The sequence below is a fragment of the Cellulomonas cellasea genome, from assembly GCF_006538745.1.
Taxonomy (GTDB): domain Bacteria; phylum Actinomycetota; class Actinomycetes; order Actinomycetales; family Cellulomonadaceae; genus Cellulomonas_A; species Cellulomonas_A cellasea.
In genome coordinates this window covers 106,101-127,729 of the sequence record NZ_BJLR01000004.1, presented here as the reverse complement: position 1 = coordinate 127,729, position 21,629 = coordinate 106,101, and the positions used below count along the sequence as shown (strand labels likewise).

General features: G+C 74.2%; 19 protein-coding genes. 15 read left to right on the top strand and 4 right to left on the bottom strand.

Annotated features, from left to right (window positions below; all coding sequences use genetic code 11):
• Positions 1-173 precede the first annotated feature (173 nt).
• The 5 genes from CCE01nite_RS02390 to CCE01nite_RS02370 all read left to right on the top strand — a co-directional run bounded on the left by CCE01nite_RS02390 (position 174) and on the right by CCE01nite_RS02370 (position 6,737).
• Positions 174-641 carry an NUDIX hydrolase gene (locus tag CCE01nite_RS02390; RefSeq protein ID WP_034625964.1) on the top strand — a complete coding sequence of 156 codons (468 nt, stop codon included), beginning with the start codon at positions 174-176 and terminating at the stop codon, positions 639-641.
• Positions 642-861: 220 nt separating this feature from the next.
• The gene (locus tag CCE01nite_RS02385) at positions 862-3,447 is read left to right on the top strand and encodes an ATP-dependent Clp protease ATP-binding subunit (protein WP_141371928.1); all 2,586 of its coding nucleotides are present in this window, start codon (positions 862-864) and stop codon (positions 3,445-3,447) included.
• A 268-nt stretch (positions 3,448-3,715) separates the two neighbouring features.
• Positions 3,716-4,489 carry an IclR family transcriptional regulator gene (locus CCE01nite_RS02380; protein WP_141371927.1) on the top strand — a complete coding sequence of 258 codons (774 nt, stop codon included), beginning with the start codon at positions 3,716-3,718 and terminating at the stop codon, positions 4,487-4,489.
• Positions 4,490-4,644: 155 nt separating this feature from the next.
• The gene (locus CCE01nite_RS02375; protein WP_141371926.1) at positions 4,645-6,093 is read left to right on the top strand and encodes a sensor histidine kinase; all 1,449 of its coding nucleotides are present in this window, start codon (positions 4,645-4,647) and stop codon (positions 6,091-6,093) included.
• A complete protein-coding gene (locus tag CCE01nite_RS02370) occupies positions 6,090-6,737 on the top strand; it encodes a response regulator (RefSeq protein WP_034630846.1) in 648 nt (215 codons plus the stop codon). The genes CCE01nite_RS02375 and CCE01nite_RS02370 overlap by 4 nt, the downstream gene beginning before the upstream one ends.
• Positions 6,738-6,829: 92 nt before the next feature.
• Here the strand turns inward: CCE01nite_RS02370 and nhaA are convergent, their stop codons facing one another.
• Entirely contained in the window at positions 6,830-8,092 is a 1,263-nt protein-coding gene (nhaA, locus tag CCE01nite_RS02365) for a Na+/H+ antiporter NhaA (RefSeq protein ID WP_034630851.1), read from the bottom strand.
• A 92-nt stretch (positions 8,093-8,184) separates the two neighbouring features.
• Positions 8,185-9,141, bottom strand: a complete 957-nt coding sequence (locus CCE01nite_RS02360; RefSeq protein ID WP_034630856.1) for a DUF4862 family protein — start codon at positions 9,139-9,141, stop codon at positions 8,185-8,187.
• A 429-nt stretch (positions 9,142-9,570) separates the two neighbouring features.
• Between CCE01nite_RS02360 and CCE01nite_RS02355 the strand changes: the two genes are divergently transcribed.
• From CCE01nite_RS02355 to CCE01nite_RS02320, 8 genes are all read left to right on the top strand, one after another.
• Positions 9,571-10,575: a TRAP transporter substrate-binding protein gene (locus tag CCE01nite_RS02355; RefSeq protein ID WP_246056293.1), complete on the top strand. Its 1,005-nt coding sequence runs from the start codon at positions 9,571-9,573 to the stop codon at positions 10,573-10,575.
• A gap of 28 nt (positions 10,576-10,603) precedes the next feature.
• Positions 10,604-11,110: a TRAP transporter small permease gene (locus CCE01nite_RS02350; RefSeq protein ID WP_034630861.1), complete on the top strand. Its 507-nt coding sequence runs from the start codon at positions 10,604-10,606 to the stop codon at positions 11,108-11,110.
• A gap of 13 nt (positions 11,111-11,123) precedes the next feature.
• Positions 11,124-12,434: a TRAP transporter large permease gene (locus tag CCE01nite_RS02345; protein WP_034630864.1), complete on the top strand. Its 1,311-nt coding sequence runs from the start codon at positions 11,124-11,126 to the stop codon at positions 12,432-12,434.
• Between the two features lie 68 nt (positions 12,435-12,502).
• Complete coding sequence (kduI, locus tag CCE01nite_RS02340; RefSeq protein WP_034630867.1) at positions 12,503-13,342, top strand: 5-dehydro-4-deoxy-D-glucuronate isomerase; 840 nt, start codon at positions 12,503-12,505, stop codon at positions 13,340-13,342.
• 87 nt (positions 13,343-13,429) lie between these two features.
• A complete protein-coding gene (locus CCE01nite_RS02335) occupies positions 13,430-14,203 on the top strand; it encodes an IclR family transcriptional regulator (RefSeq protein WP_246056292.1) in 774 nt (257 codons plus the stop codon).
• A 40-nt stretch (positions 14,204-14,243) separates the two neighbouring features.
• Positions 14,244-15,050: an SDR family oxidoreductase gene (locus CCE01nite_RS02330; protein WP_052104195.1), complete on the top strand. Its 807-nt coding sequence runs from the start codon at positions 14,244-14,246 to the stop codon at positions 15,048-15,050.
• A 127-nt stretch (positions 15,051-15,177) separates the two neighbouring features.
• Positions 15,178-15,807: a bifunctional 4-hydroxy-2-oxoglutarate aldolase/2-dehydro-3-deoxy-phosphogluconate aldolase gene (gene eda / locus CCE01nite_RS02325; protein WP_034630869.1), complete on the top strand. Its 630-nt coding sequence runs from the start codon at positions 15,178-15,180 to the stop codon at positions 15,805-15,807.
• 148 nt (positions 15,808-15,955) lie between these two features.
• Positions 15,956-17,059, top strand: a complete 1,104-nt coding sequence (locus CCE01nite_RS02320) for a sugar kinase (RefSeq protein ID WP_034630872.1) — start codon at positions 15,956-15,958, stop codon at positions 17,057-17,059.
• An 82-nt stretch (positions 17,060-17,141) separates the two neighbouring features.
• Here the strand turns inward: CCE01nite_RS02320 and CCE01nite_RS02315 are convergent, their stop codons facing one another.
• Positions 17,142-18,233: a hypothetical protein gene (locus tag CCE01nite_RS02315; RefSeq protein ID WP_052104196.1), complete on the bottom strand. Its 1,092-nt coding sequence runs from the start codon at positions 18,231-18,233 to the stop codon at positions 17,142-17,144.
• Positions 18,234-18,529: 296 nt separating this feature from the next.
• On the opposite strand from CCE01nite_RS02315, the gene CCE01nite_RS02310 reads away from it, so the two are divergent.
• On the top strand, positions 18,530-19,561 hold the full coding sequence (locus tag CCE01nite_RS02310; RefSeq protein ID WP_034630875.1) for a hypothetical protein: 1,032 nt from the start codon (positions 18,530-18,532) through the stop codon (positions 19,559-19,561).
• A gap of 90 nt (positions 19,562-19,651) precedes the next feature.
• On the top strand, positions 19,652-20,695 hold the full coding sequence (locus CCE01nite_RS02305) for a LacI family DNA-binding transcriptional regulator (RefSeq protein WP_034630879.1): 1,044 nt from the start codon (positions 19,652-19,654) through the stop codon (positions 20,693-20,695).
• Between the two features lie 6 nt (positions 20,696-20,701).
• Here CCE01nite_RS02305 and CCE01nite_RS02300 read toward each other — a convergent pair whose 3' ends face one another.
• Positions 20,702-21,385 carry a GAF and ANTAR domain-containing protein gene (locus CCE01nite_RS02300; RefSeq protein ID WP_034630882.1) on the bottom strand — a complete coding sequence of 228 codons (684 nt, stop codon included), beginning with the start codon at positions 21,383-21,385 and terminating at the stop codon, positions 20,702-20,704.
• Between the last annotated feature and the right edge of the window lie 244 nt (positions 21,386-21,629).

Genomic DNA, 21,629 nt, shown 5'->3' with positions numbered 1-21,629 from the left:
CGGGCGCCGGGCGGCCCGGACGGCGAGCACGAGCCCGCCGAGCACGAGGGCGACGAGGGGGATGCCGAGGACGGCGACGGCGAGATCCATGGGGCTCCGTTCCGAGAGGTTGTCCGCATGCTAGGGCGCGGGCGGGCGCGCCGTCCGGGGGACCGCTGGGTACGCTCGCGCAGGTGGAGACGCGGATCGCTGCCTACGGCGTCGTGGTGGACGACGGGCGGGTGCTGCTCGCCCACTGGGTGCTCGACGGCCACTCGGGCTGGACGCTCCCGGGCGGCGGGATCGACCCCGGCGAGGACCCGGCCGACGCCGCGGTGCGCGAGATCCACGAGGAGACCGGCTACACCGCCGAGCTCGAGGGCCTGCTCGGGATCGACTCGGTCGTCGTCCCGGCTGCGGAGCGGATCGTGCAGCCCGCGGTCGACGCGCACGCGATCCGGGTGGTCTACCGCGCACGCGTCACGGGCGGCGAGCTGCGCGCGGAGGTCGGGGGCACGACCGACGCCGCGCGGTGGTTCCGGCTCGACGAGGTGCCCGCGCTCGACCGGGTCCGGCTCGTCGACCGCGGGCTCGCGATGGCCGGGCTGCTCGACGACGCGGCGGCCGCCGGCCCCCGCGCCGTCCCGTACCGCGGCCGCTGACCCGGCCGTCGCCGCGCGCATCCGGCGCCGCCGCACGCACGTACCCCGCGCCGACGCCGCTGCGCCCCTCTGTGCACCCCCGTCCGCACCCGCCGGGTGGCCGCGTCACGCCTGCGGCGAACACGGGCAGTAGGCGGGGGGTCACGCCGTTACAGTCGAACAACGCCGACCTGTCCTGGGCGCTCAGCCGGGACGAGCGCTGCTCGTGAGGAGTGTGCACATGTTCGAGAGATTCACGGACCGAGCCCGCCGCGTGGTCGTCCTCGCCCAAGAAGAGGCGCGGATGCTCAACCACAACTACATCGGGACCGAGCACATCCTCCTGGGGCTGATCCACGAGGGTGAGGGCGTCGCCGCCAAGGCGCTGGAGTCGCTCGGCATCTCGCTGGACGCCGTCCGCGCCCAGGTGCAGGAGATCATCGGCGAGGGCCAGCAGGCCCCGTCGGGTCACATCCCCTTCACCCCGCGCGCCAAGAAGGTGCTCGAGCTGTCCCTGCGCGAGGCGCTGCAGCTCGGCCACAACTACATCGGGACCGAGCACATCCTGCTCGGCCTCATCCGTGAGGGCGAGGGCGTCGCCGCCCAGGTCCTCAACAAGCTCGGCGCCGACCTCAACCGCGTGCGCCAGCAGGTCATCCAGCTCCTGTCCGGCTACCAGGGCAAGGAGCCCGTCGCCTCGGGCGGCCCTGCCGAGGGTCAGCCGTCCGGCTCCGCCGTCCTCGACCAGTTCGGGCGCAACCTCACGCAGGCTGCGCGCGACGGCAAGCTCGACCCGGTGATCGGGCGCGAGAAGGAGATCGAGCGGGTCATGCAGGTGCTGTCCCGCCGCACCAAGAACAACCCGGTGCTGATCGGCGAGCCCGGCGTCGGCAAGACGGCGATCGTCGAGGGCCTCGCGCAGGACATCGTGCGCGGCGACGTCCCCGAGACGCTCAAGGACAAGCAGCTCTACACGCTCGACCTGGGTGCGCTCGTGGCCGGCAGCCGGTACCGCGGTGACTTCGAGGAGCGCCTGAAGAAGGTCCTCAAGGAGATCCGCACGCGCGGCGACATCATCCTGTTCATCGACGAGATCCACACCCTCGTGGGTGCGGGTGCCGCCGAGGGCGCGATCGACGCCGCGAGCATCCTCAAGCCGATGCTGGCGCGTGGCGAGCTCCAGACGATCGGTGCGACGACCCTCGAGGAGTACCGCAAGTACGTCGAGAAGGACGCCGCGCTCGAGCGCCGGTTCCAGCCGATCCAGGTCGCGGAGCCCAACCTCAAGCACGCCATCGAGATCCTCAAGGGCCTGCGCGACCGGTACGAGGCGCACCACCGCGTCTCGATCACGGACGGTGCGCTCGTCGCCGCGGCGACGCTCGCGGACCGCTACGTCAACGACCGGTTCCTGCCGGACAAGGCGATCGACCTGGTCGACGAGGCCGGTGCCCGCCTGCGCATCCGTCGCATGACGGCCCCGCCGGAGCTGCGCGAGCTCGACGAGCAGATCGCCGAGACGCGCCGCGACAAGGAGTCCGCGATCGACGAGCAGGACTTCGAGAAGGCCGCTCGCCTGCGCGACGCCGAGAAGCAGCTCGGCCTCAAGCGGATCGAGAAGGAGAAGGCCTGGAAGTCCGGCGACCTCGACGCGGTCGCGGAGGTCGACGAGGAGCTGATCGCGGAGGTCCTCGCGCTCGCCACGGGCATCCCGGTGTTCAAGCTCACCGAGGAGGAGTCGAGCCGGCTGCTCCACATGGAGGACGAGCTGCACAAGCGCGTCGTCGGCCAGGAGGCCGCGATCAAGGCGCTCTCGCAGGCCATCCGGCGCACGCGTGCGGGCCTCAAGGACCCGAAGCGTCCCGGTGGGTCGTTCATCTTCGCGGGGCCCACGGGCGTCGGGAAGACCGAGCTCGCCAAGGCGCTCGCCGAGTTCCTCTTCGGGGACGAGGACGCGCTGATCCAGCTCGACATGTCGGAGTTCTCGGAGAAGCACACCGTCTCGCGGCTGTTCGGCTCGCCCCCCGGCTACGTCGGGTACGACGAGGGCGGTCAGCTCACGGAGAAGGTGCGCCGCAAGCCGTTCTCGGTCGTCCTGTTCGACGAGGTCGAGAAGGCGCACGCGGACATCTTCAACTCGCTGCTGCAGATCCTCGAGGACGGTCGCCTGACCGACTCGCAGGGCCGGGTGGTCGACTTCAAGAACACCGTCATCATCATGACCACGAACCTCGGCACCCGGGACATCGCCAAGGGCCTGCAGACCGGCTTCCAGGCCGGCGGGGACCTGTCGACGTCGTACGAGCGCATGAAGGGCAAGGTCAACGACGAGCTCAAGCAGCACTTCCGGCCTGAGTTCCTCAACCGCGTCGACGACGTGGTCGTCTTCCCGCAGCTCTCGCAGCCGGAGATCTTCGCGATCGTCGACCTGATGATCGCCAAGCTCGACGTCCGCCTGCGCGACAAGGACATGAGCCTCGAGCTCACGGACGCGGCGAAGAAGCTCCTCTCGGAGAAGGGCTACGACCCGGTCCTCGGGGCGCGGCCGCTGCGCCGGGCGATCCAGCGGGAGATCGAGGACGTCCTGTCCGAGAAGATCCTGTTCGGCGAGATCAAGGCCGGTCAGACGGTCGTGATCGACGCCGAGGGCGAGGGCATCCTCGGGGAGTTCCACTTCATCCCGAAGCCGCGCACGTCGCTCACGAAGGACCCGGTGCCGGTCGGCGCCCCGGTGGGGACCCCCAACTCGGGGATCGACCTGCCGGCCGCGCCGCCCTCGGCCGGATCCGGTGAGCTGGGCGCGGGGCCGCAGACGCAGCTCGGCTGACCCGACGGGCCGAGCAGCACAGCACCACCGACCGACCCGGGACCGCACAGCGGTCCCGGGTCGCGTCGCGTCCGGGCGGGTCGCCACCCGTCGCGACCCTGCGGCGGCGCGTCGTGCACCACCGACGGGGACCCCGCGGGGTGAGGGTGCGTGAGGACGCGGCCGGTGGTCCTCTACCGTGAGGCGGTGCCGGCCGAGCGCCGGCCGAGCACGGACCGCGCGGACGGTCCCGAGCACGGACGGTCCCCAGCACAGGAGGCGGAGCGCGATGACGGACGCAGCACGGGAGGTCGGCTCGCCGGTCGAGGCGGTCGACCGTGCGCTGCTCGCGCTCCAGGAGCTCGCCCGCGCGGGCGCCCGCGGCCTCAGCCTCGCCGAGCTCGCGTCGTCGCTCGACCTCAACAAGACGACCGTGCACCGCGCGCTCGCGGCGCTGCGGTTCCGCGGCTTCGTCACGCAGGACCCGGTCACGGGCGCCTACGTGCTCGGTCCGGCGGCGACGCAGCTCGGCGACGACTTCCTCAGCGACGAGAACCTGCCCGCGCTGCTGCACCCGGCGCTCGTCGCGCTGTGCGAGGCGGCCGACGAGCTCGTGCACCTCGGCGTGCTCAGCGGGTCGGAGGTCGTCTACCTCGACAAGGTCGAGCCCGAGCGGCCGCTGCGCGTGTGGTCCGCGGTCGGGCGGCGCAGCCCCGCGGTCACGACCGCGCTCGGCCGGGCGCTCCTGGCCCACCGCGGCGCGGACGGTGCGGTGCTCGCGGGCTACCTGCGCGCGGCCGGCGACCGTGCCCGGCTCGACGCGGACGCCACGGCGGCGCTCCTCGCGCAGGCCCGGGAGCGCGGCTACGCGACCGAGGAGCAGGAGAACGAGCCGGGCATCAGCTGCGTCGCGGTGCCGCTCCTGCGGTCCGGGACGGCGGTCGCCGCGGTGAGCGTCACGGCCCCCGCCGAGCGGATGACCGCCGAGCGGTTCACGTCGCTGCACGAGCAGATCCGCGCGACGCTCCCGCCGCTGCTGCCCGCGGGGCTGACGCTGCCGTAGGCGGACGCTGCGCGGCCACGGTCCGGGCATCGGCGAGGTGGCTGCCCGGCCTCGGTCGGCGGACGCTCGGTGGCACCGAGGTCGACGAACGGCGGACCCGACTCTCCACCGCGTGACGGAGGTGGCGGCCTCCGCCGCTGCGCGACGATGACGGCATGACCACCTCCGCGGCGACCGTCGCCCCGCCCGCCCGGCCCCGCGCGCTCCGGCGCGAGCGGGTGCCTTCGCTCGCCGCGGCGGCCCTGGTCGCGGCGTTCCTGCTCGTGACACCCACCGCCTACGGCGCCTGGGTCGATCGCGGGGGTGAGCTGACGTGGGAGGTCGTGAACCCGGGGCTCGCCGGCCCCTTCCCGGTGATCGCGGGCGCCACCGTCGTGGCCGGCGTCCTGCTCGGCCGCCGGAACCCCGGCTGGGGCACGGTGCTGACGCTGCTGCCGTTCCTCGGACTGCCGTGGATGGGCTCCTGGGTGTGGGGCTGGTGGCTCGGGATGCTCGCGGTGGCGGCGCTTGCCGCGCTCGACGGGCTCGGGCGCGCGGTGGTGCCGACGCTCGCGAGCGTGCTCGTCGTCGTCGCCTACTGCGGCACCGAGGTGCCGGCGCAGCTCCCGATCGGGCCCGTGACGTCCGGGACGGGCACCGGTTACGAGACCCCGGTCCTCGTCACGTACCTGATCGCGATCGCGGCCGTGGTCGGGGTCGCGGCCGCCGCGGGCTCCGCGGAGCGCTCGCGCCGACGCGAGGCCGACGCCCGCGTGGTGGAACGCCAGGCGCTCGAGGTCGAGTCGCTCGCGGGGGAGCGGGCGCGGCTCGCCCGGGACCTGCACGACGTCGTCGCGCACCACGTCTCGCTCGTCGCCGTGCGCGCGGAGTCGGCCCCGTTCGTGCACCCCGGGCTCGATGACGAGGCGCGCGCCGTCCTCGCCGCGATCGCGGTCGACGCGCGCGAGGCACTGACCGAGCTGCGGCAGGTGCTCGTCGTGCTGCAGCGCACCGGCGCCGAGGGCGAGCGTGCCCCGCAGCCGACCGCGTGCGACGTCGACGAGCTCGTGGCGAGCGCGGTCGCAGCGGGGCAGCCCGTGACGGTCGAGGGCGGGTGGCACGACGTCGCGGCGGGCCCGGGGTACGTGCTCTACCGCGCGGTGCAGGAGGGGCTGACCAACGCCCGCCGGCACGCGCCGGGCACGACGACGACGCTCGTGCGGTCGCAGCACGGGGGCACCGCGCGCTTCCGGCTCACGAACCCGGCGGACGCCGCAGGCCCCACGGGGCGCGGGCTGATCGGGATGCGGGAGCGCGTCGAGGCGCTGGGCGGGACGGTCTCCGCCGGCGTCGTGGACGGGCAGTTCGTGCTCGACGTCGCGGTGCCCGCGGGTGCGCCGGCGGCGAGCGGGGACCGGTCGGTGGCCGGGTCGGACGGGCCCGACCACCGCGCCACCGGGCGGGGTGAGCGCGGCTGGGGCGCCACCGGCGTCGCGACCGCCGACCACCACGCCGCCGTCCCACCCGCCCCTGCACCCGCCGCCGCGCCGGACGAGCGCACCGCGCCACCCGCCGGTCGCGCCGCGCCACCCGCCGGTCGCGCCGACGCCGGGGGCCATGCATGACGCGCGTCGTGGTCGCCGACGACCAGCCCGTCGTCCTGCAGGGCTTCGCCGCGATCCTCGGCGCCGCGCCCGACCTGGAGGTGGTCGGCGCCGCGCCCGACGGCCGGGTCCTGCTCGACCTCGTCGCGCGGCACGCCCCGGACGTCGCGGTGGTCGACATCCGCATGCCGGTGCTCGACGGCATCGCGGCGACCGCCCGGATCAGCGCCGATCACCCGGCGACGCGCGTGCTCGTCCTGACGACGTTCGACCTCGACGAGTACGTCTACGACGCGCTGCGGGCGGGAGCCAGCGGGTTCTTGCTCAAGGACGTCACGGCCGAGCGGCTCGTCGAGGCCGTGCGGATGGTCGCCGACGGCTCGATGCTGCTCGGCCCGTCGGTCACGCGCCGGCTCGTGCACGACGTCACGGCGCGCACGCCCGAGCCGGTCCCGGTGCCGGGCCTCGACGAGCTGACGCCGCGCGAGCTCGAGACGCTGCGCGCGGTGGCCCGCGGGCTGTCGAACGCCGAGATCGCCGCCGAGCTGTGGATCACGGAGGCGACGGTCAAGTCGCACGTCTCGGAGGCGCTGCGCAAGCTCCGCTGCCGGGACCGGGTCCAGCTCGTGATCGCCGCGTACGAGTCGGGGCTCGTCGGAGCCTGACGGCGCGGACGACGGGCGCCGTCCCTGCGTCGAGGCCCGTCGGCCCGTCGCCCTGCCCGACCACGTCGGTGAACGGCGCCGCCCGCGAGCGGTCAGCCCACCGCCGTCGCCCCCTCCGTCGCCGCCACGTCCGCGCGCCGCTTGTGGGCCCGCGTGCGCACCTGCAGCAGGACCGCCCCGAGCGCCGCGGCGGTCAGCGACCCGATGAGGATCGCCGCCTTGACGTGCTCGGCGTGCGGTGACGTCTCGGCGAACGAGAGCTCGGCGATGAGGAGCGACACCGTGAACCCGACCCCGGCGACGCACGCGACGGCCGCGAGGTCGGGCCACCGCACGCTCGGGTCGAGCGCGGCGCGCGTGAACGTCACGAGCAGCACGGTCGCGAGCAGGATCCCGGCGGGCTTGCCGAGCACGAGCCCGAGGGCGACCCCCTGCGCGACCGGGTCGCCGGCGGCGCTCGCGAGGGCGGCCGGGCTGAGGCTGACCCCGGCGGCGAACAGCGCGAAGACGGGGACGGCGAACCCGGCGGACACGGGCCGCCACAGGTGCTCGAAGCGCTCGGCGGTGCTCACGTCCTGGGCGCCGCGGGCGAGCGCGGGGACGGTGAAGCCGAGCAGCACGCCGGCGATCGTCGCGTGGATGCCGGAGGCGTGCATGAGCCCCCACGCGACGACGGCGAGCGGCACGAGCAGCCACGCGTTCGGGCGGCGCCGGCGCACGAGGACCGCGAACAGCGCGATCGCGGCGGCCGAGGCGGCGAGCCACCCGAGCGCGAGGTCGTCGGCGTAGAAGATCGCGATGACGACGATGCCGAGCAGGTCGTCGACGACCGCGAGCGTCAGCAGGAACGCCCGCAGCGCCGTCGGCAGCCGGCGCCCGAACGCGCTGAGCACCGCGACGGCGAACGCGATGTCGGTCGCGACGGGGATCGCCCAGCCGTCGAGCGCGCCGCCGTCGCTCAGGGTGTTGACGACCGTGTACACCAGCGCGGGCACGGCCATGCCGCCGACCGCGGCGAGGATCGGGACGATCGCGGTGGACGGCTTGCGGAGCTGGCCGTCGACGACCTCGCGCTTGAGCTCGAGCCCGACGACGAAGAAGAAGATCGCGAGCAGCCCGTCGGTCGCCCACTGCGCGAGGGTGAGGTCGAGGTGCAGCGCGGAGGGCCCGACGACGGTGCGGCTCAGCGACCGGTACGCGTCGGCCCACGGGGAGTTGGCCCAGACGAGCGCGAGCACCGTGCCCGCGAGGAGCAGCGCGGCGCCGGTGTTCTCGGCGCGCAGCGTGTCGGTGAAGTTGCGCAGGCCCCCCGGCGTCAGGGTGCGGAACAGCTGGGGGGTCCGGTCGTCGGTCATGGTGCCCTCGCGTCGTTGCGGGTGCCCGCGGGTCCGCGGGTGAGGTGGGGGACCGCCCGGCGCACGCGGTGGTGCGCCGGGCGGTGTCGGGCTCAGAGTGCGGCGCGCGCGTCCGCGACCTGCTGCAGCGTCGCGGTGAGGACCGCGATGCGCGTGGCGACGTCGGCGTCCTGGGGTCGGACGGCGTACTTCAGGCCGATGCGCGGGACGTCGGCGGCGGCCTTAAGGGTCGCGGCGGTCTCGTCGGGCCCGAGCAGCGAGACCGCGGAGGCCTCGAGCGCGGGCGCGTCGCCGCGCGTCGGGATGTGCATGTCGGTCCACGCGGGTCCCCAGGCGGAGTCGACGTCGGTCGCGCCGGACAGGACGAGCGCGCGCAGCAGGCCCGCGTCGGCGACGGCCTGGGTGTGCTCGACGGCGGTCGCCGGGTTGCGGCCCTCGATCGCGGAGCGGCCCCAGTTCACGGCCATGCCGAGCACGTCGGGCGCGAGGCCGTAGCCCTGCACGATTTCGAGCTCCTCGGTGAGGGTGAAGAACCCCTTCGCGGCGGTCTGCCCGGGCACGTGCGCGTCGCAGTGCTCGACGAGCAGCTCGGCGCCGGCGAGGTCCCACGTGAGGATCTCGTCGAGCGAGCGCGTGAAGGCCTCGCGCGAGCCGAGGACCGGTCCGGGCGCGGTGTGGATCTCGATGGCCGTCACACGGCGGCGGCCGTGCGTGTCGGCGAGCGAGCGGGCGAGGTCGCGGGCGCGGGCGACGTCGGCGAGTGCCCGGGCGCGCTGGGTCTCGTCCGTCGACGCGAGGCCGTAGGCCGGCTCGGTGCCGAGCCGGACCATCATCGTCGGGACGAGCGTGACGACGAGGTCCCAGGTCGGGAGCACGTGCGCCGCGATCCATGCCGGGTCGAGCGTCCGGGCGCCCTCGGGGGCGAGCCCGTACTCCAGCCCGCCGATGTCGAGCCCGGCGACCGCGTCGAAGAAGGCGTCCTCCTGCTCGGGGTCGCCGCCGGGGGCGGTGATGTACGCGGACACGAACAGGTTCGGGGGCGTGGTCATGGGTCCTCCGTCGGGGATGAGCGGCGTGCGGCACGGACACGATGTCCGTGCGGGTGGAGCGGTCCGGGCGCGGCGACGGGGGTGTCGCGCGCTGCGCCGGGTCGTGCGGTGCCGGGGCCCGTCCTCGGGCTCCGGCGTCGTCGGGGTCGTGCGTCGGGCGTGTCCCGGGTCCCGGAGAGGCGTGTTGACCGTCGCGCTGCGCCGCGCTACGGTTCCGCTCAGTGGAACCAAGTTCCATGTAAGTCTGACACCGAAGTCCAGACCCACGCAAGGACGCCCGGCGGGAACCCCGCAGCGGCGAGCACGGCCCCAGCAGTCCCCTCCAGCACGTCACCCGCGCTCACCCCCTGGGCGCACGAGCGCCCACGTCCGTGGGCCGACAAGGAGCTCACGATGAGGCGAAACAGAGTCGTTTCCGCTACGGCAGCCATGGGTGCGGTCCTCGCGCTCGCCGCCTGCAGCGCCGGCAGCGGCGCGCCCGCCACGGGCGGCGACAGCACCGCCGACTCCGGCGGCCCCGCCGAGACGGTCTTCAAGCTCGCGTTCAACCAGCAGCCGAACCACCCGCAGTTCATCGCGCTCGACGCGATGGGGGACCGGCTCAAGGAGCGCACCGACGGCAAGTACGACATCGAGGTCTTCCCGAACGAGACCCTCGGCGCGCAGAAGGAGACCATCGAGCTCGTCAAGGCCGGCACGATCGAGATGTCGATGGTCGCGAGCCCGCTGCTCGAGAACTACAACCCCGACTTCGTCGTCTTCAACCTGCCGTTCACGTTCGACTCGCAGGACCACCAGCGCGAGACGACGAACGACCCCGAGATCGTCGAGGAGCTCTACTCCTCGCTCGACGACGAGGGCCTGCACGTCCTCGGCGCGTTCCACGGCGGCGTCCGCTCGATGTACAACTCGAAGGGCCCGATCAACACGCCCGAGGACATGGCGGGCATGAAGATCCGCGTCATCGAGTCGGACACGAACATCGAGATGATGCGCCTCATGGGCGGCTCGGGCGCCCCCATGGGCATGGGCGAGGTCTACACGGCCATCCAGTCCGGCGTGATCGACGGGGCCGAGAACAACGAGCTGACCTACGCGAACGTCAAGCACTCCGAGGTCGCGCCGTACTTCAGCTACACCAAGCACCTCATGCTCCCCGACTACCTGCTCGTGAACCCGAAGGTCCTCGACGCCCTGCCCGAGGACGTCCGCGAGATCTTCCTCGAGGAGGTCCAGACGGCCGTCGAGGAGGAGGGCGAGATCTGGAAGACCGAGGTCGACGTCGCCACCCAGGCCGCGAAGGACGCCGGGGCGAAGTTCAACGAGGTCGACGCCGACGCGTTCGCCGAGGCCATCGCGCCGCTGACGGAGTCGAAGCTCGACAACGAGTTCATCAAGGACATCCACGCCCAGGTCCGCGCCGCGGCGAAGTGACCAGCGCACCCTCCCGAAGGAACCCGACATGACCGTCGTCAAGAACGCGCTGGACCGCGCGCTGACGTGGGTGTGCGTGGCGCTGTTCGCCGCGCTCGTGCTCGACGTCACGTGGCAGGTCTTCGCACGGCAGGTGCTGGACAGCCCCAGCGCCTGGTCCGAGGAGCTCGCCAAGTACCTGTTCATCTGGCTGGGCCTCTTCGGGGCCGCGCTGGTCTTCGGCGAGCGGGGGCACATCGCCGTCGACATCGCCGTGGCCCGCGCCCCCGGCAGGGTCCAGCTCGTCGCGAGCGTGCTCGCGCAGCTCGCGATCCTCGCCTTCACGCTGCTCACGCTCGTGTGGGGCGGGTACCGCATCTCGGCGCTCGCCTGGGACCAGACCCTCACGGGCCTGCCCGTCAACGTGGGCTGGCTCTACCTCGCGCTGCCGCTCGCGGGTGTGCTGACCGCGTTCTACACCGTCTACCACCTGATCCGGATCATCACGGGCGCCGAGCTCGCGGTCGACCCGGACGCCGAGCTCGAGATCTCGTAGGGAGGGGCACACCATGGATATCGCCGCACTCGCCGGTCTCGTCCTCGTCGTCGGCATCGCCGTCCTGCTGCTGATCGGTGCGCCCATCAGCATCGCGGTCGGGCTGTCCGCCACGCTCGCCATGTTCGTCATCGTCGGTACCCAGAACGGCGTGCTGACCGCTGCCCAGCAGATGTTCAAGGGCATCAACTCGTTCGCGCTGCTCGCCATCCCGTTCTTCGTCCTGGCGGGCGTGATCATGAACAACGGTGGGATAGCCCTGCGGCTCATCAACGCCGCGAAGGTGCTCGTCGGGCGGGCCCCGGCCTCGCTCGCGCAGACCAACATCGCCGCGAACGCGCTGTTCGGTGCCGTCAGCGGCTCGGCCATCGCGGCCGCAGCGGCGGTCGGCTCGACGATGGGCCCGCTGCAGGCCAAGGAGGGCTACGACAAGAGCTTCGCCGCCGCGGTGAACGTGGCGTCGGCGCCCTCGGGCATGCTGATCCCGCCGAGCAACCTGATGATCGTCTACTCGCTGGTCTCGAGCACGTCCGTCGCGGCGCTGTTCGTCGCGGGCTACATCCCGGGCATCCTGTGGGCCCTGGCCTGCATGGTCATCGTGTACCTGTACTCGCGCAAGCACCGCGAGCTGCGCTACACGGAGAAGGTCACCTTCGGCCAGGGCGTCAAGACGGTGCTCGACGCGGTCCCGTCGCTCCTGCTCATCGCCGTCGTGATCGGCGGGATCCTCGCGGGCTTCTTCACCGCGACGGAGGCCGCGTGCATCGCGGTGATCTACTCGCTCGTCCTGTCCTTCGTCTACCGGACGATCACGGTCGGCGACCTCCCGCGGATCCTCATCGACGCCGCCCGCACGACCGCGGTGGTCATGTTCCTCGTCGGCGTCTCGACGATCATGGGCTTCGTCCTGTCGTTCGCGAAGGTCCCCGCGGCCGTCTCGTCGGCGATGTTCGGGATCAGCGAGAACCCGGTGGTCCTGCTCCTGCTCATCGCTGTCGTGCTTCTGGTCGTCGGCTGCTTCATGGACGCCACCCCGGCGGTGCTGATCTTCACGCCGATCTTCCTGCCGATGGTCGTGAGCTTCGGGGTCGACCCCGTGCACTTCGGCATCATGATCATCTTCAACCTCTGCATCGGCACGATCACGCCGCCCGTCGGCACGGTCCTGTTCGTCGGGGCCAAGATCGCCGGGGTCGGCATCGAGCCGGTCGTGCGGCAGCTCCTGCCGTTCTTCGCGGCGCTCGTCGCCACGCTCATCATGGTCATCTTCACCCCCGGCCTGTCGCTCTGGCTGCCGACCGCCCTCGGCCTCATCACCCCCTGACGCCGCCCGCAGGCGCGCCTCCACCGGGGCGCGCCCGCACCCCCTACCCCTCCCCGAGAAGGAGCCTCATGGAACAGCGCTACGCCACCAGCCCCGACCAGGTGCCCGGCCTCGACACCGCCGGGCTGCGCAGCCGGTACCTCGTCCCCGACCTGTTCGTGGCCGGCGAGGTCCGCTCGGTCCTCACCCACCACGACCGGATGGTGCTGGCCGGCGCCGTCCCGACCGACGCGCCGCTCGACCTCGTCGGCGCCCCGGAGATCCGCAGCGAGCAGTTCTTCGCCCGCCGCGAGGCCGGGATCGTCAACGTCGGCGGACCGGGCACGATCACCGTCGACGGCACGACGTACGACGCCGGGCACGGCTCGTGCCTGTACGTCGGACGCGGCGCCGAGAAGGTCACGTTCGCGTCGACCGACGCCGCCGGCGAGGCAGGGCCCGCGCGGTTCTACGTCGCCTCGGCGCCCGCGCACACGTCCTACCCGACGACGTTCGTCGCGGCGGGGGAGGGCACCGTGCGCGAGCTCGGCGACCCGCTCACGTCCAACCGGCGCACGCTCACGCAGTACATCCACGAGAACGGCGTGCGCAGCTGCCAGGTCGTCATGGGGGTCACCCAGCTCCACCCGGGCAGCATGTGGAACACCATGCCGGCGCACACGCACGACCGGCGGACCGAGGCGTACCTCTACTTCGACCTGCCGGCGGACGCGCGCGTGGTGCACCTCATGGGCCTGCCCGACGAGACGCGCCACCTGCTCGTCGGCAACGAGGAGGCGGTGATCTCCCCGAGCTGGTCGGTGCACTCGGGGGTCGGGACCGCGAGCTACTCGTTCGTGTGGGCCATGGCAGGCGAGAATCAGGCGTTCGACGACATGGATGGGCACCCCATCACCGACATGCGCTGACGCGCACCGAACGACAGGCAGACGGACATGGTCACCGACTCGACGCCCGCACCAGGCACTCGACGAGGGGACCAGCCGCCGGGTGACGTGGCCGTCCCACCGGTCCCGCCGGTCGCCCCGGTGCTGGGGGCGAGCGAGAAGACGCTGCTCGTGCTCGAGGCGGCGATGGCGCACGGCCGGTTCACCGACGTCGTCGAGGCGACGGGGCTCGCGAAGGCCACGACGCACCGGATCCTCGCGACGCTCATCGACCGGCAGTTCGTCTCGCTCGCCGCGGACGGCACCTACCTGCCGGGGCCCAAGATCCTGTCGCTCGCCGGGCAGGCGATGGCCCGCATCGACATCGCGGCGATCGCCCAGCCGTTCGTCGACGAGCTCGTCGAGAGGACGCACTGCACGGTGCACGTGGGGGCCAAGAACGGCGACGAGATCGTCTACCTGGTCCGCGCGGACTCCGACAAGCCGTACCTCATGCCGTCGCGCGTCGGCCTGGCGATCCCGCTGCACACCTCGGGGATCGGCAAGGCCGTGCTCAGCGGCTTCACGGACCAGGGTCTCGAGCGCTTCGTCGAGCGCGTCGGGCTCCCGCGCCGCACCCCGCACACCATCACGACCCTCGAGGAGCTGCGGGCCGAGGTCGCCGAGATCCGGCGGCTCGGCTACGCGATGGACCGCGAGGAGAACGTCCCCGGCGTCGCCTGCGTCGCCGCACCCATCCGGGACACCACGCACAGCATCACCTACGGGCTCAGCATCTCGACGCTGACGCTCGAGCACAGCATCGACCAGATCGAGGCGATGGCCCCCTTGGCCGTCGAGGCGGCGGAGCGCATCTCCGCGGCACTCGGTCACACGGGCTGACCCTCCGGTCGGCTCGCCACCCCTCACCAGGAGAGCCGACATGAGCACCGCCACCAGCCCCGCCGCCCCGCACAGCACCGCCGCGTACGCCGAGAGCCTGTTCGGGCTCTCGGGCCGGACCGCGGTCGTGACCGGGGCGAGCCGGGGGATCGGCCTCGCGATCGCGGAGGCGCTGGCCTCGGCGGGCGCGGACATCATCGGCGTGAGCCACGACATGCCCGCGGGCGAGAGCGACGCGCGCACCGTGGTCGAGGGGCTGGGGCGCACGTTCGTGCCGCTGCAGGCCGACTTCTCGGTGCGCGAGCAGGTCACGGCCCTCGCGGCGGACCTCGCGGCGCGGGACGTGGACATCCTCGTGAACAACGGCGGGACGATCCGCCGCACGCCGGCGGCGCTGCACTCCGACGAGGACTTCGACCACGTGCTCGACGTCAACCTGCGCTCGGCGTTCGTCCTCTCGCGCGAGGTCGGCCGCACGATGGTCGCCCGCGGCTCCGGCAAGATCGTCAACACCGCCTCGATGCTCAGCTTCCAGGGCGGGATCAACGTCCCTGGCTACACGTCGTCGAAGTCGGGGATCGCCGGCCTGACGCGCGCGCTCGCGAACGAGTGGGCCGAGTCGGGCGTCAACGTCAACGCCGTCGCACCCGGGTACGTCGCGACCGCGAACACCCACGACCTGCGCCAGGACCAGGCGCGCAGCGACGAGATCCTCAGCCGCATCCCGGCGGGGCGCTGGGCGCTGGCCTCGGACATCGCGGGTGCGGTGCTGTTCCTGTGCTCGCACGCGGCCGACTACGTCAACGGCGCGATCCTGCCCGTCGACGGCGGCTGGCTCGCCCGCTGACGGCCGGGCCGGGGAGGCGTGCGCGGCTCGCTCCGCACGCCCCCGGGGGTTGAGCCGCACGCCCTTCGTGTGCGACAGTCGTTTCACACAACGACACGGCCATTGCGCCTAGCGAAACGGAACCCGAATGGACACCCTGTCAGCCCTCGCCGAGGCCCGCCTCGTCCCCGTGGTCGTGCTCGACGACGCCGCCGACGCCCCGGCGCTCGGTGACGCGCTCGTCGCCGGCGGCCTGCCGGTCGCCGAGGTCACGTTCCGCACCGCCGCGGCGGCCGAGGCGATCCGCGTGCTCGCCGGCCGCGGGGATGTGCTCGTCGGCGCCGGCACGGTGCTCACCGTCGAGCAGGTCGACCAGGCCGTCGCCGCCGGCGCGAGCTACGTCGTGTCCCCGGGCACGAGCCGCGCGGTCGTCGAGCGCTGCCACGAGCACGGCATCCTCGCGCTGCCCGGCGCGGTCACCGCGACCGAGATCCAGGCCGCGCTCGAGCTCGGCCTCACGACCGTCAAGTTCTTCCCGGCCGGCACCTCGGGCGGCGCACCGGCGATCGCCGCGCTCGCCGCGCCGTTCGGCGGCGTGCAGTTCGTGCCGACCGGCGGCGTGAGCCCCACGAACCTGCACGAGTACCTCGCGCTGCCGTCCGTCGCGGCCGTCGGCGGCTCGTGGATGGTCCCGCGCGACAGGATCCGCGCCCGCGACACCGCCGGCATCACCGAGCTCACGGCCTCCGCCGTCGCGCTCGCCGCCCGCGGCGCCTGACGGCCTCGCCGCCCGGCGGCGCCCGTCGGCTCGCCGCGTCCGACCCCGACGACCACCGGTCGCCGCACCCGCAGCACGCACCTGCACGCCGCACGCCCGGCACGCTGCACACCCGCACCCGCCCGACCTGCCCGACGAGGAAGCCCCGATGACCGAGCTCCAGATCCGCCCCGCGTCCGAGTGCCGCTACGACATCGTGTCCCTCGGCGAGGTCATGCTCCGCCTCGACCCCGGCGAGGGCCGGATCCGCACCGCCCGGCAGTTCCGCGCCTGGGAGGGCGGCGGCGAGTACAACGTGGCCCGCGGTCTGCGCCGGGCGTTCGGGCTGCGCGGCGCGATCGTCACCGCGCTCGCCGACAACGAGATCGGCCGGCTCGTCGAGGACCTCGTCCTCACCGGCGGGCTCGACACCGAGCACATCCGGTGGGTGCCGTACGACGGCATCGGCCGCAGCGTGCGCAACGGCCTCAACTTCACCGAGCGCGGGTTCGGCGTGCGCGGCGCGGTCGGCGTGAGCGACCGCGGGCACACCGCCGCGAGCCAGCTCAAGCCCGGCGACGTCGACTGGGACCACCTGTTCGGCACGCTCGGCGCGCGGTGGCTGCACACGGGCGGCATCTTCGCGGCGCTCAGCGAGTCGGCGGCCGAGGTCGTCCTCGAGGCGGTCACCGCGGCCAAGCGGCACGGCACCGTCGTCTCCTACGACCTCAACTACCGCCCCAGCCTGTGGAAGGCGATCGGCGGCCAGGCCAAGGCGCAGGAGGTCAACCGGGCCATCGCGCCGTCCATCGACGTCATGATCGGCAACGAGGAGGACTTCACCGCGAGCCTCGGCTTCGAGGTCGAGGGCGTCGACCAGAACCTCTCCGAGCTCGAGCTCGACTCGTTCACGGCGATGATCGAGAAGGCCGCGGCGACGTACCCGAACTTCTCGGTCATCGGCACGACGCTGCGCACCGTGCGCTCCGCGACGGTCAACGACTGGGGCGCCATCGCCTGGTCGAAGGAGACCGGCGTCGTGCAGGCCACGCACCGCGAGCGCCTCGAGATCCTCGACCGCGTCGGCGGCGGCGACTCGTTCGCGTCGGGCCTCATCTACGGCCTGCTCGACGGGCAGCCGCTGCAGACCGCCGTCGAGTACGGCGCGGCGCACGGCGCGCTCGCGATGACCACCCCGGGCGACACCACGATGGTGACCAAGGCCGAGGTGCTCAAGCTCGCCGGCGGCGGCAGCGCACGCGTCGACCGCTGACCGGCCGCGGGACCGGCGCCGAACCGGTCCCGCGCAGCAGGACGGCCCCCGGGTGTGCGGTGCACCCGGGGGCCGTCGTGCGTCAGCGTCCCGCGGCCCGGGCGACCTCGCGGCGGTCCGGTCCCGTCGCTCCGCGCACGCCCGCGCCGCCCGACGCCGCCGCCCGCACGGGACCGGGCGGCGGCGTGCGCGGCGTGTAGTCCTGCACGAAGAACCCGCGCCACCGACCGCCGACCGACGACGTCCAGCCGACCTCGTCGCGCTCCGACGTCAGGTGCACCTCGACCCCCGGCGCGGCGCTGTCGTGCACGAGCACCGTCGTGCGCCCGGTCGCGCGGTCGTGCTCGAACCCGTACGCGACGACCTGGTGGTTCTCGCCGGCCTCCGCGAGCGAGCGGGCCCGCACGAGCCCGAGCGGCACCGGGCGCCCGGCGCGCAGCTCCGCGACGAGCCGCGGCAGCTCGCCCTCGGTGCACCAGCGGTCGACGCCCTCGTAGAGCCACGTCGCGTGGTCCGGGTGGGCCGACCACTCGGCGAACCGCGCGGCCGACGGCACCCGGAACGAGTCGTCGGTGCGCGCGCGCAGGTGCTCGGTGAGCGGGTGCCCGTCGGGCGGCACGTCGTCGGGCACCGGGGCCGACGGGTCCGCCGCCGGGACGGGTACGCCTGCGTACCAGTGGTCGAGCGCCGCGAACGCCATGCCGCCGCACAGCCCGCACACCGCGACGTCGCCGACCCCGGGCAGGGTCGCGACGACGCCCGCGAACGCGTCGGGGAACGCGAAGCCGTCGCGCTCGGGCCGGAAGTCGACGCGCGCGTACCCGAGCCGCGTGCCCGACGCCCAGGCGGTCCTCCCGTCGGGCCGCTCGAGCACCAGGTCGCCGTCGTCGCGCAGCACGAGCTCCGCGCCCGCGCTGCCCGCCGTCCCCGAGTCCCACAGCACGTGACCGTCGGCGCGGCGCACCACGAGCTCGCCGTCGTCCTGCAGGTGCGCTACCGCACCCGGGCTGCCCGCGGTCGCGCTGTCCCACAGGTGCGCGCGCCGGCCGCTCGCGAAGTACTCGTACAGGACCAGGTTCCCGTCGCCCTGCATCGTCAGGAGCGCGCGGCCGTCCCCCGAGACGAGCGCCTGCCCGTCCCGCAGCGACGCGCCGGGACGCAGTCGTCGCTCCACGTGGACACCCCCTCGGCCGGCCGTCGTCGGGCCGTTCGGCGACGGCCCGGTCCGGACCGTGCGGCGACGGTCCTGTGTGGGAGGACAGCGGTGCGGGGCGGCTGATACGCGCGCCGGGGGGTGCGCCCGGTGGGCCGTGCCCCCGACCCGTGCACCCGGTCGGCCGTGCGCCCGAGCGGGCGCACCGCCCTCGCACCCGTGCACCCGGCCGCGCACCCGTGCCGCCGGGCGGCCCGCGTGCGCCTCGTCCTCGATCCTCCCCACCACCGCGCCGCCTCGTGCGCCAGGATGGCGAAATGGGTCGGGGTCGCACGGTGACGGTCGGGCGCCGGGCTGCGCTCGTGGTGGCCGGCGCGGTCGTGCTCGCGACGACGGTCGGGTGCACGGGCGACGCGTCGCCCCCGCAGCCGGCCGGGCTCACGTCGTCGAGCGAGGGGATCGCACCGCTGCCGCCCGAGGTCCTGGCCGCGCTGCGGGTCGAGGTGCGCCAGAGCCGGACCGACCGGGCCGCGCGCGTCGTGCAGGTCGCCGTGCACAACGACGGGACGACGGACCTCGATGTCGTCGGGGCGCGGCTCACGAGCCCCACGGTCGAGGGAGCCGCCGTGAGCGAGGACGGGCGGCGCGCACCGGCCGGGACGCGCCGCGACCTCTCCGTCGCGCTCGGTGCCCCGGTGTGCGACGCCGGCGCGGGGGCGACCCCGCGGGCGACGGCGGCTCCCGACGTGGCGGGCACGACCGGCGCACCCGACACGGCCGGGACGTCCGGGCCTACCGGGACGACCACCACGGCCGACGCGACCGTGCGGCTCGAGGTCGTCGACGAGGCCGGCCGCCGCGGGACGCTCGAGGTCGCGCCCGAGGACCCGAACGGGCACCTGGCCCGCATCCACGGCGAGGACTGCGCCGCGGTCGCGGTCGCCCGAGGGGGGACGCTGACGCTGGGCCCGCAGCTCGCGACGCGGCAGGAGCCCGACGGCCGGTGGGTCGGGACGGTCGAGCTCACGCTCGCCCCGCGCGCCGGCGGCCCCGAGATCGGGGTCGACGCCGTCGAGCGGACGGTCCTGCTCGACCCGGCGCCGGGCGGCGCGCAGTGGACCGCGGCGCTGTCGACCGCGCCCGGCGGCGCGCGCACGGTCCGCCTCGACGTCGTGCCCGCGCGGTGCGACCCGCACGCCGTCGCCGAGGACAAGCGCGGCACGGCGTTCGGGGTGCACGCCCGCGTCGACGGCGTCCCGCAGCACGTCTTCCACGTGACGGCGGATGACGACCTCCGCGGCCTCGTGCACGACTTCGTGGCGCTCGCGTGCGGGTGGCCCACGTCCTGACCCACCGCCGGGACACGCGCGCCGCACCCTCCGGGGACACGTCCTCCCACCCCCGGAGAGCGTTCTCTCCCGCGTGCTAGCGTCCCCGGCATGGCCGACCCCGCGACGTCCGCCGCGCGCCCGACGCTCGAGGACGTCGCACGGGTCGCCGGGGTCTCCCGGGCCACCGTCTCGCGCGTCGTCAACGGCCGCCAGGACGTCGCGGAGCACCTCCAGGAGCTCGTCCGGGACGCGATCGCCCGCACCGGCTACGTCCCCAACCGGGCCGCGCGCTCGCTCGTGACCCGGCGCTCGGGGCTCGTCGTCGTCGCGGTCGCCGGTGCCGCGTCGCCCCACGGCCCCCCGGACGAGGTCGACTTCCACGACCCGTTCGTCGGCCGCGCGGTCGGCGGGATCCTGCGCGCGCTGCGGCCCCGCGACGTCGACCCCGTCCTCATGCTCGCCGAGACGGACGCCGACCGCGTCCGTGTGCTCGGGCACCTGCAGCAGGGTCACGCCGACGGCGCGCTGCTCGTCTCGACGCGCCCCGACGACCCGCTCGCGCCGCTGCTCGTCGACGCGGGCGTGCCCGCCGTGATCTTCGCGCACCCGGCCGCGCCGCTCCCCGTGAGCTTCGTCGACGTCGGGAACCGGGAGGGCGGCGCGCTCGCGGCCGAGCACCTCGTCGCCCGGGGGCGGCGCCGGCTCGTCGTGATCGAGGGCCCGCCGGACGTGCCGTCCGCGCACGAGCGGCTCGCGGGCTTCCGGGACGTGGCCGCGCGCCACGGCCTGCCCGACGTCGCGACCGCCCCGGGCGGCTTCTCGTTCGTGACCGGTGCCGAGGCGATGCGCACGCTGCTCGCCCGGGAGCCGGCGCTCGACGGGGTGTTCGCGGCGAACGACCTCATGGCGCTCGGCGCGGTCGACGTGCTCGAGGAGGCCGGGCGTCGGGTGCCGCAGGACGTGTCCGTCGTGGGGTTCGACGACAGCGCGCTCGCGCCCGTCGCCCGGCCGGCGCTCACGAGCGTCCGCCAGCCGATCGAGGAGATGACCGCCGAGATGGTCGCGATCCTGCTCGCGCAGATCGACGCGCCCGACCGGCCCGTGACCGAGTCGATCTTCGAGGCGACGCTGCAGGTCCGCGCGTCGTCCTGAGCGGCGTCAGCGGCGCAGCATCAGGGCCCGCGCGGCGCTCGGGACGTCCACCCCGGCGCGCTCGGCGGCGTCGGTGAGCCGGCGCCGCGCCTCGTCCGCCCCGACCCGCTGCTCCGCCATCACGAAGCCGACGGCCTGCTCCACGAGGTCGAGCTCGTCGAGCGTGCGGGTCGCGCCCCGGGCGCTCTCCCGCGTCCGGAACGGCAGGTCCGCGTTCGACACCCCCAGGTCCTGGCCCCCGCCGACCGCGCGCCGCAGCTCCTCCTCTACCCCGGCGAACGCGCGCGGGTCGGCCGCGTACAGGTTGACGGCCCCGGCGATCCCGCCGCCCGCGGCGAGGGGCAGCGACAGCGTGCTGCGGACGTCCTGCGCCGCGGCGGCCCGGGCGAAGTGCTGCCAGCGCGCCTCGTCGAGCACGTCGTCGAGCTGGATCTCGTCGCCCGTCGAGGCGCTCTCGACGCACGGGCCGGACGCGACGTACTGGACGGCGTCGAGCGCGGCGACCTGCTCCGTCGTCGCCACGAGCGTGAACGTCAGCCCGCTGTCGACGAGGCTCACGCTCAGGCCCACGCAGCTCGGCACGATCGCGACGACGCGCTCCGCGAGGGCGTCGATCATCTCCGCGAGGTCGCGCTCGCTGGTCTGGTTGAGGGACCGGAGGACCTCGGCGGTCTCGGGTACGGGTTCCACGGCTCTCCCGGCGTGCACGGACGAAACGCCCGTCGTTTCCCGGGGCGACGTCTCCAGGATGCATGACGACCTCGGTGCCCCGCACCCGCTCCGGGGCCGCACCGCCCGGACCCCGGACCGGCGCCCGCCCGCGGCCGTCGCTGCTCGCTCCCGCGGCGCCGTTGGTAGGGTCGCGGCAGCCCGCCGGGGCCGGTCCGCGCAGGACCGTCGCGGCGGTCGCCGAGCAGCGACGACGCGCAGGAGG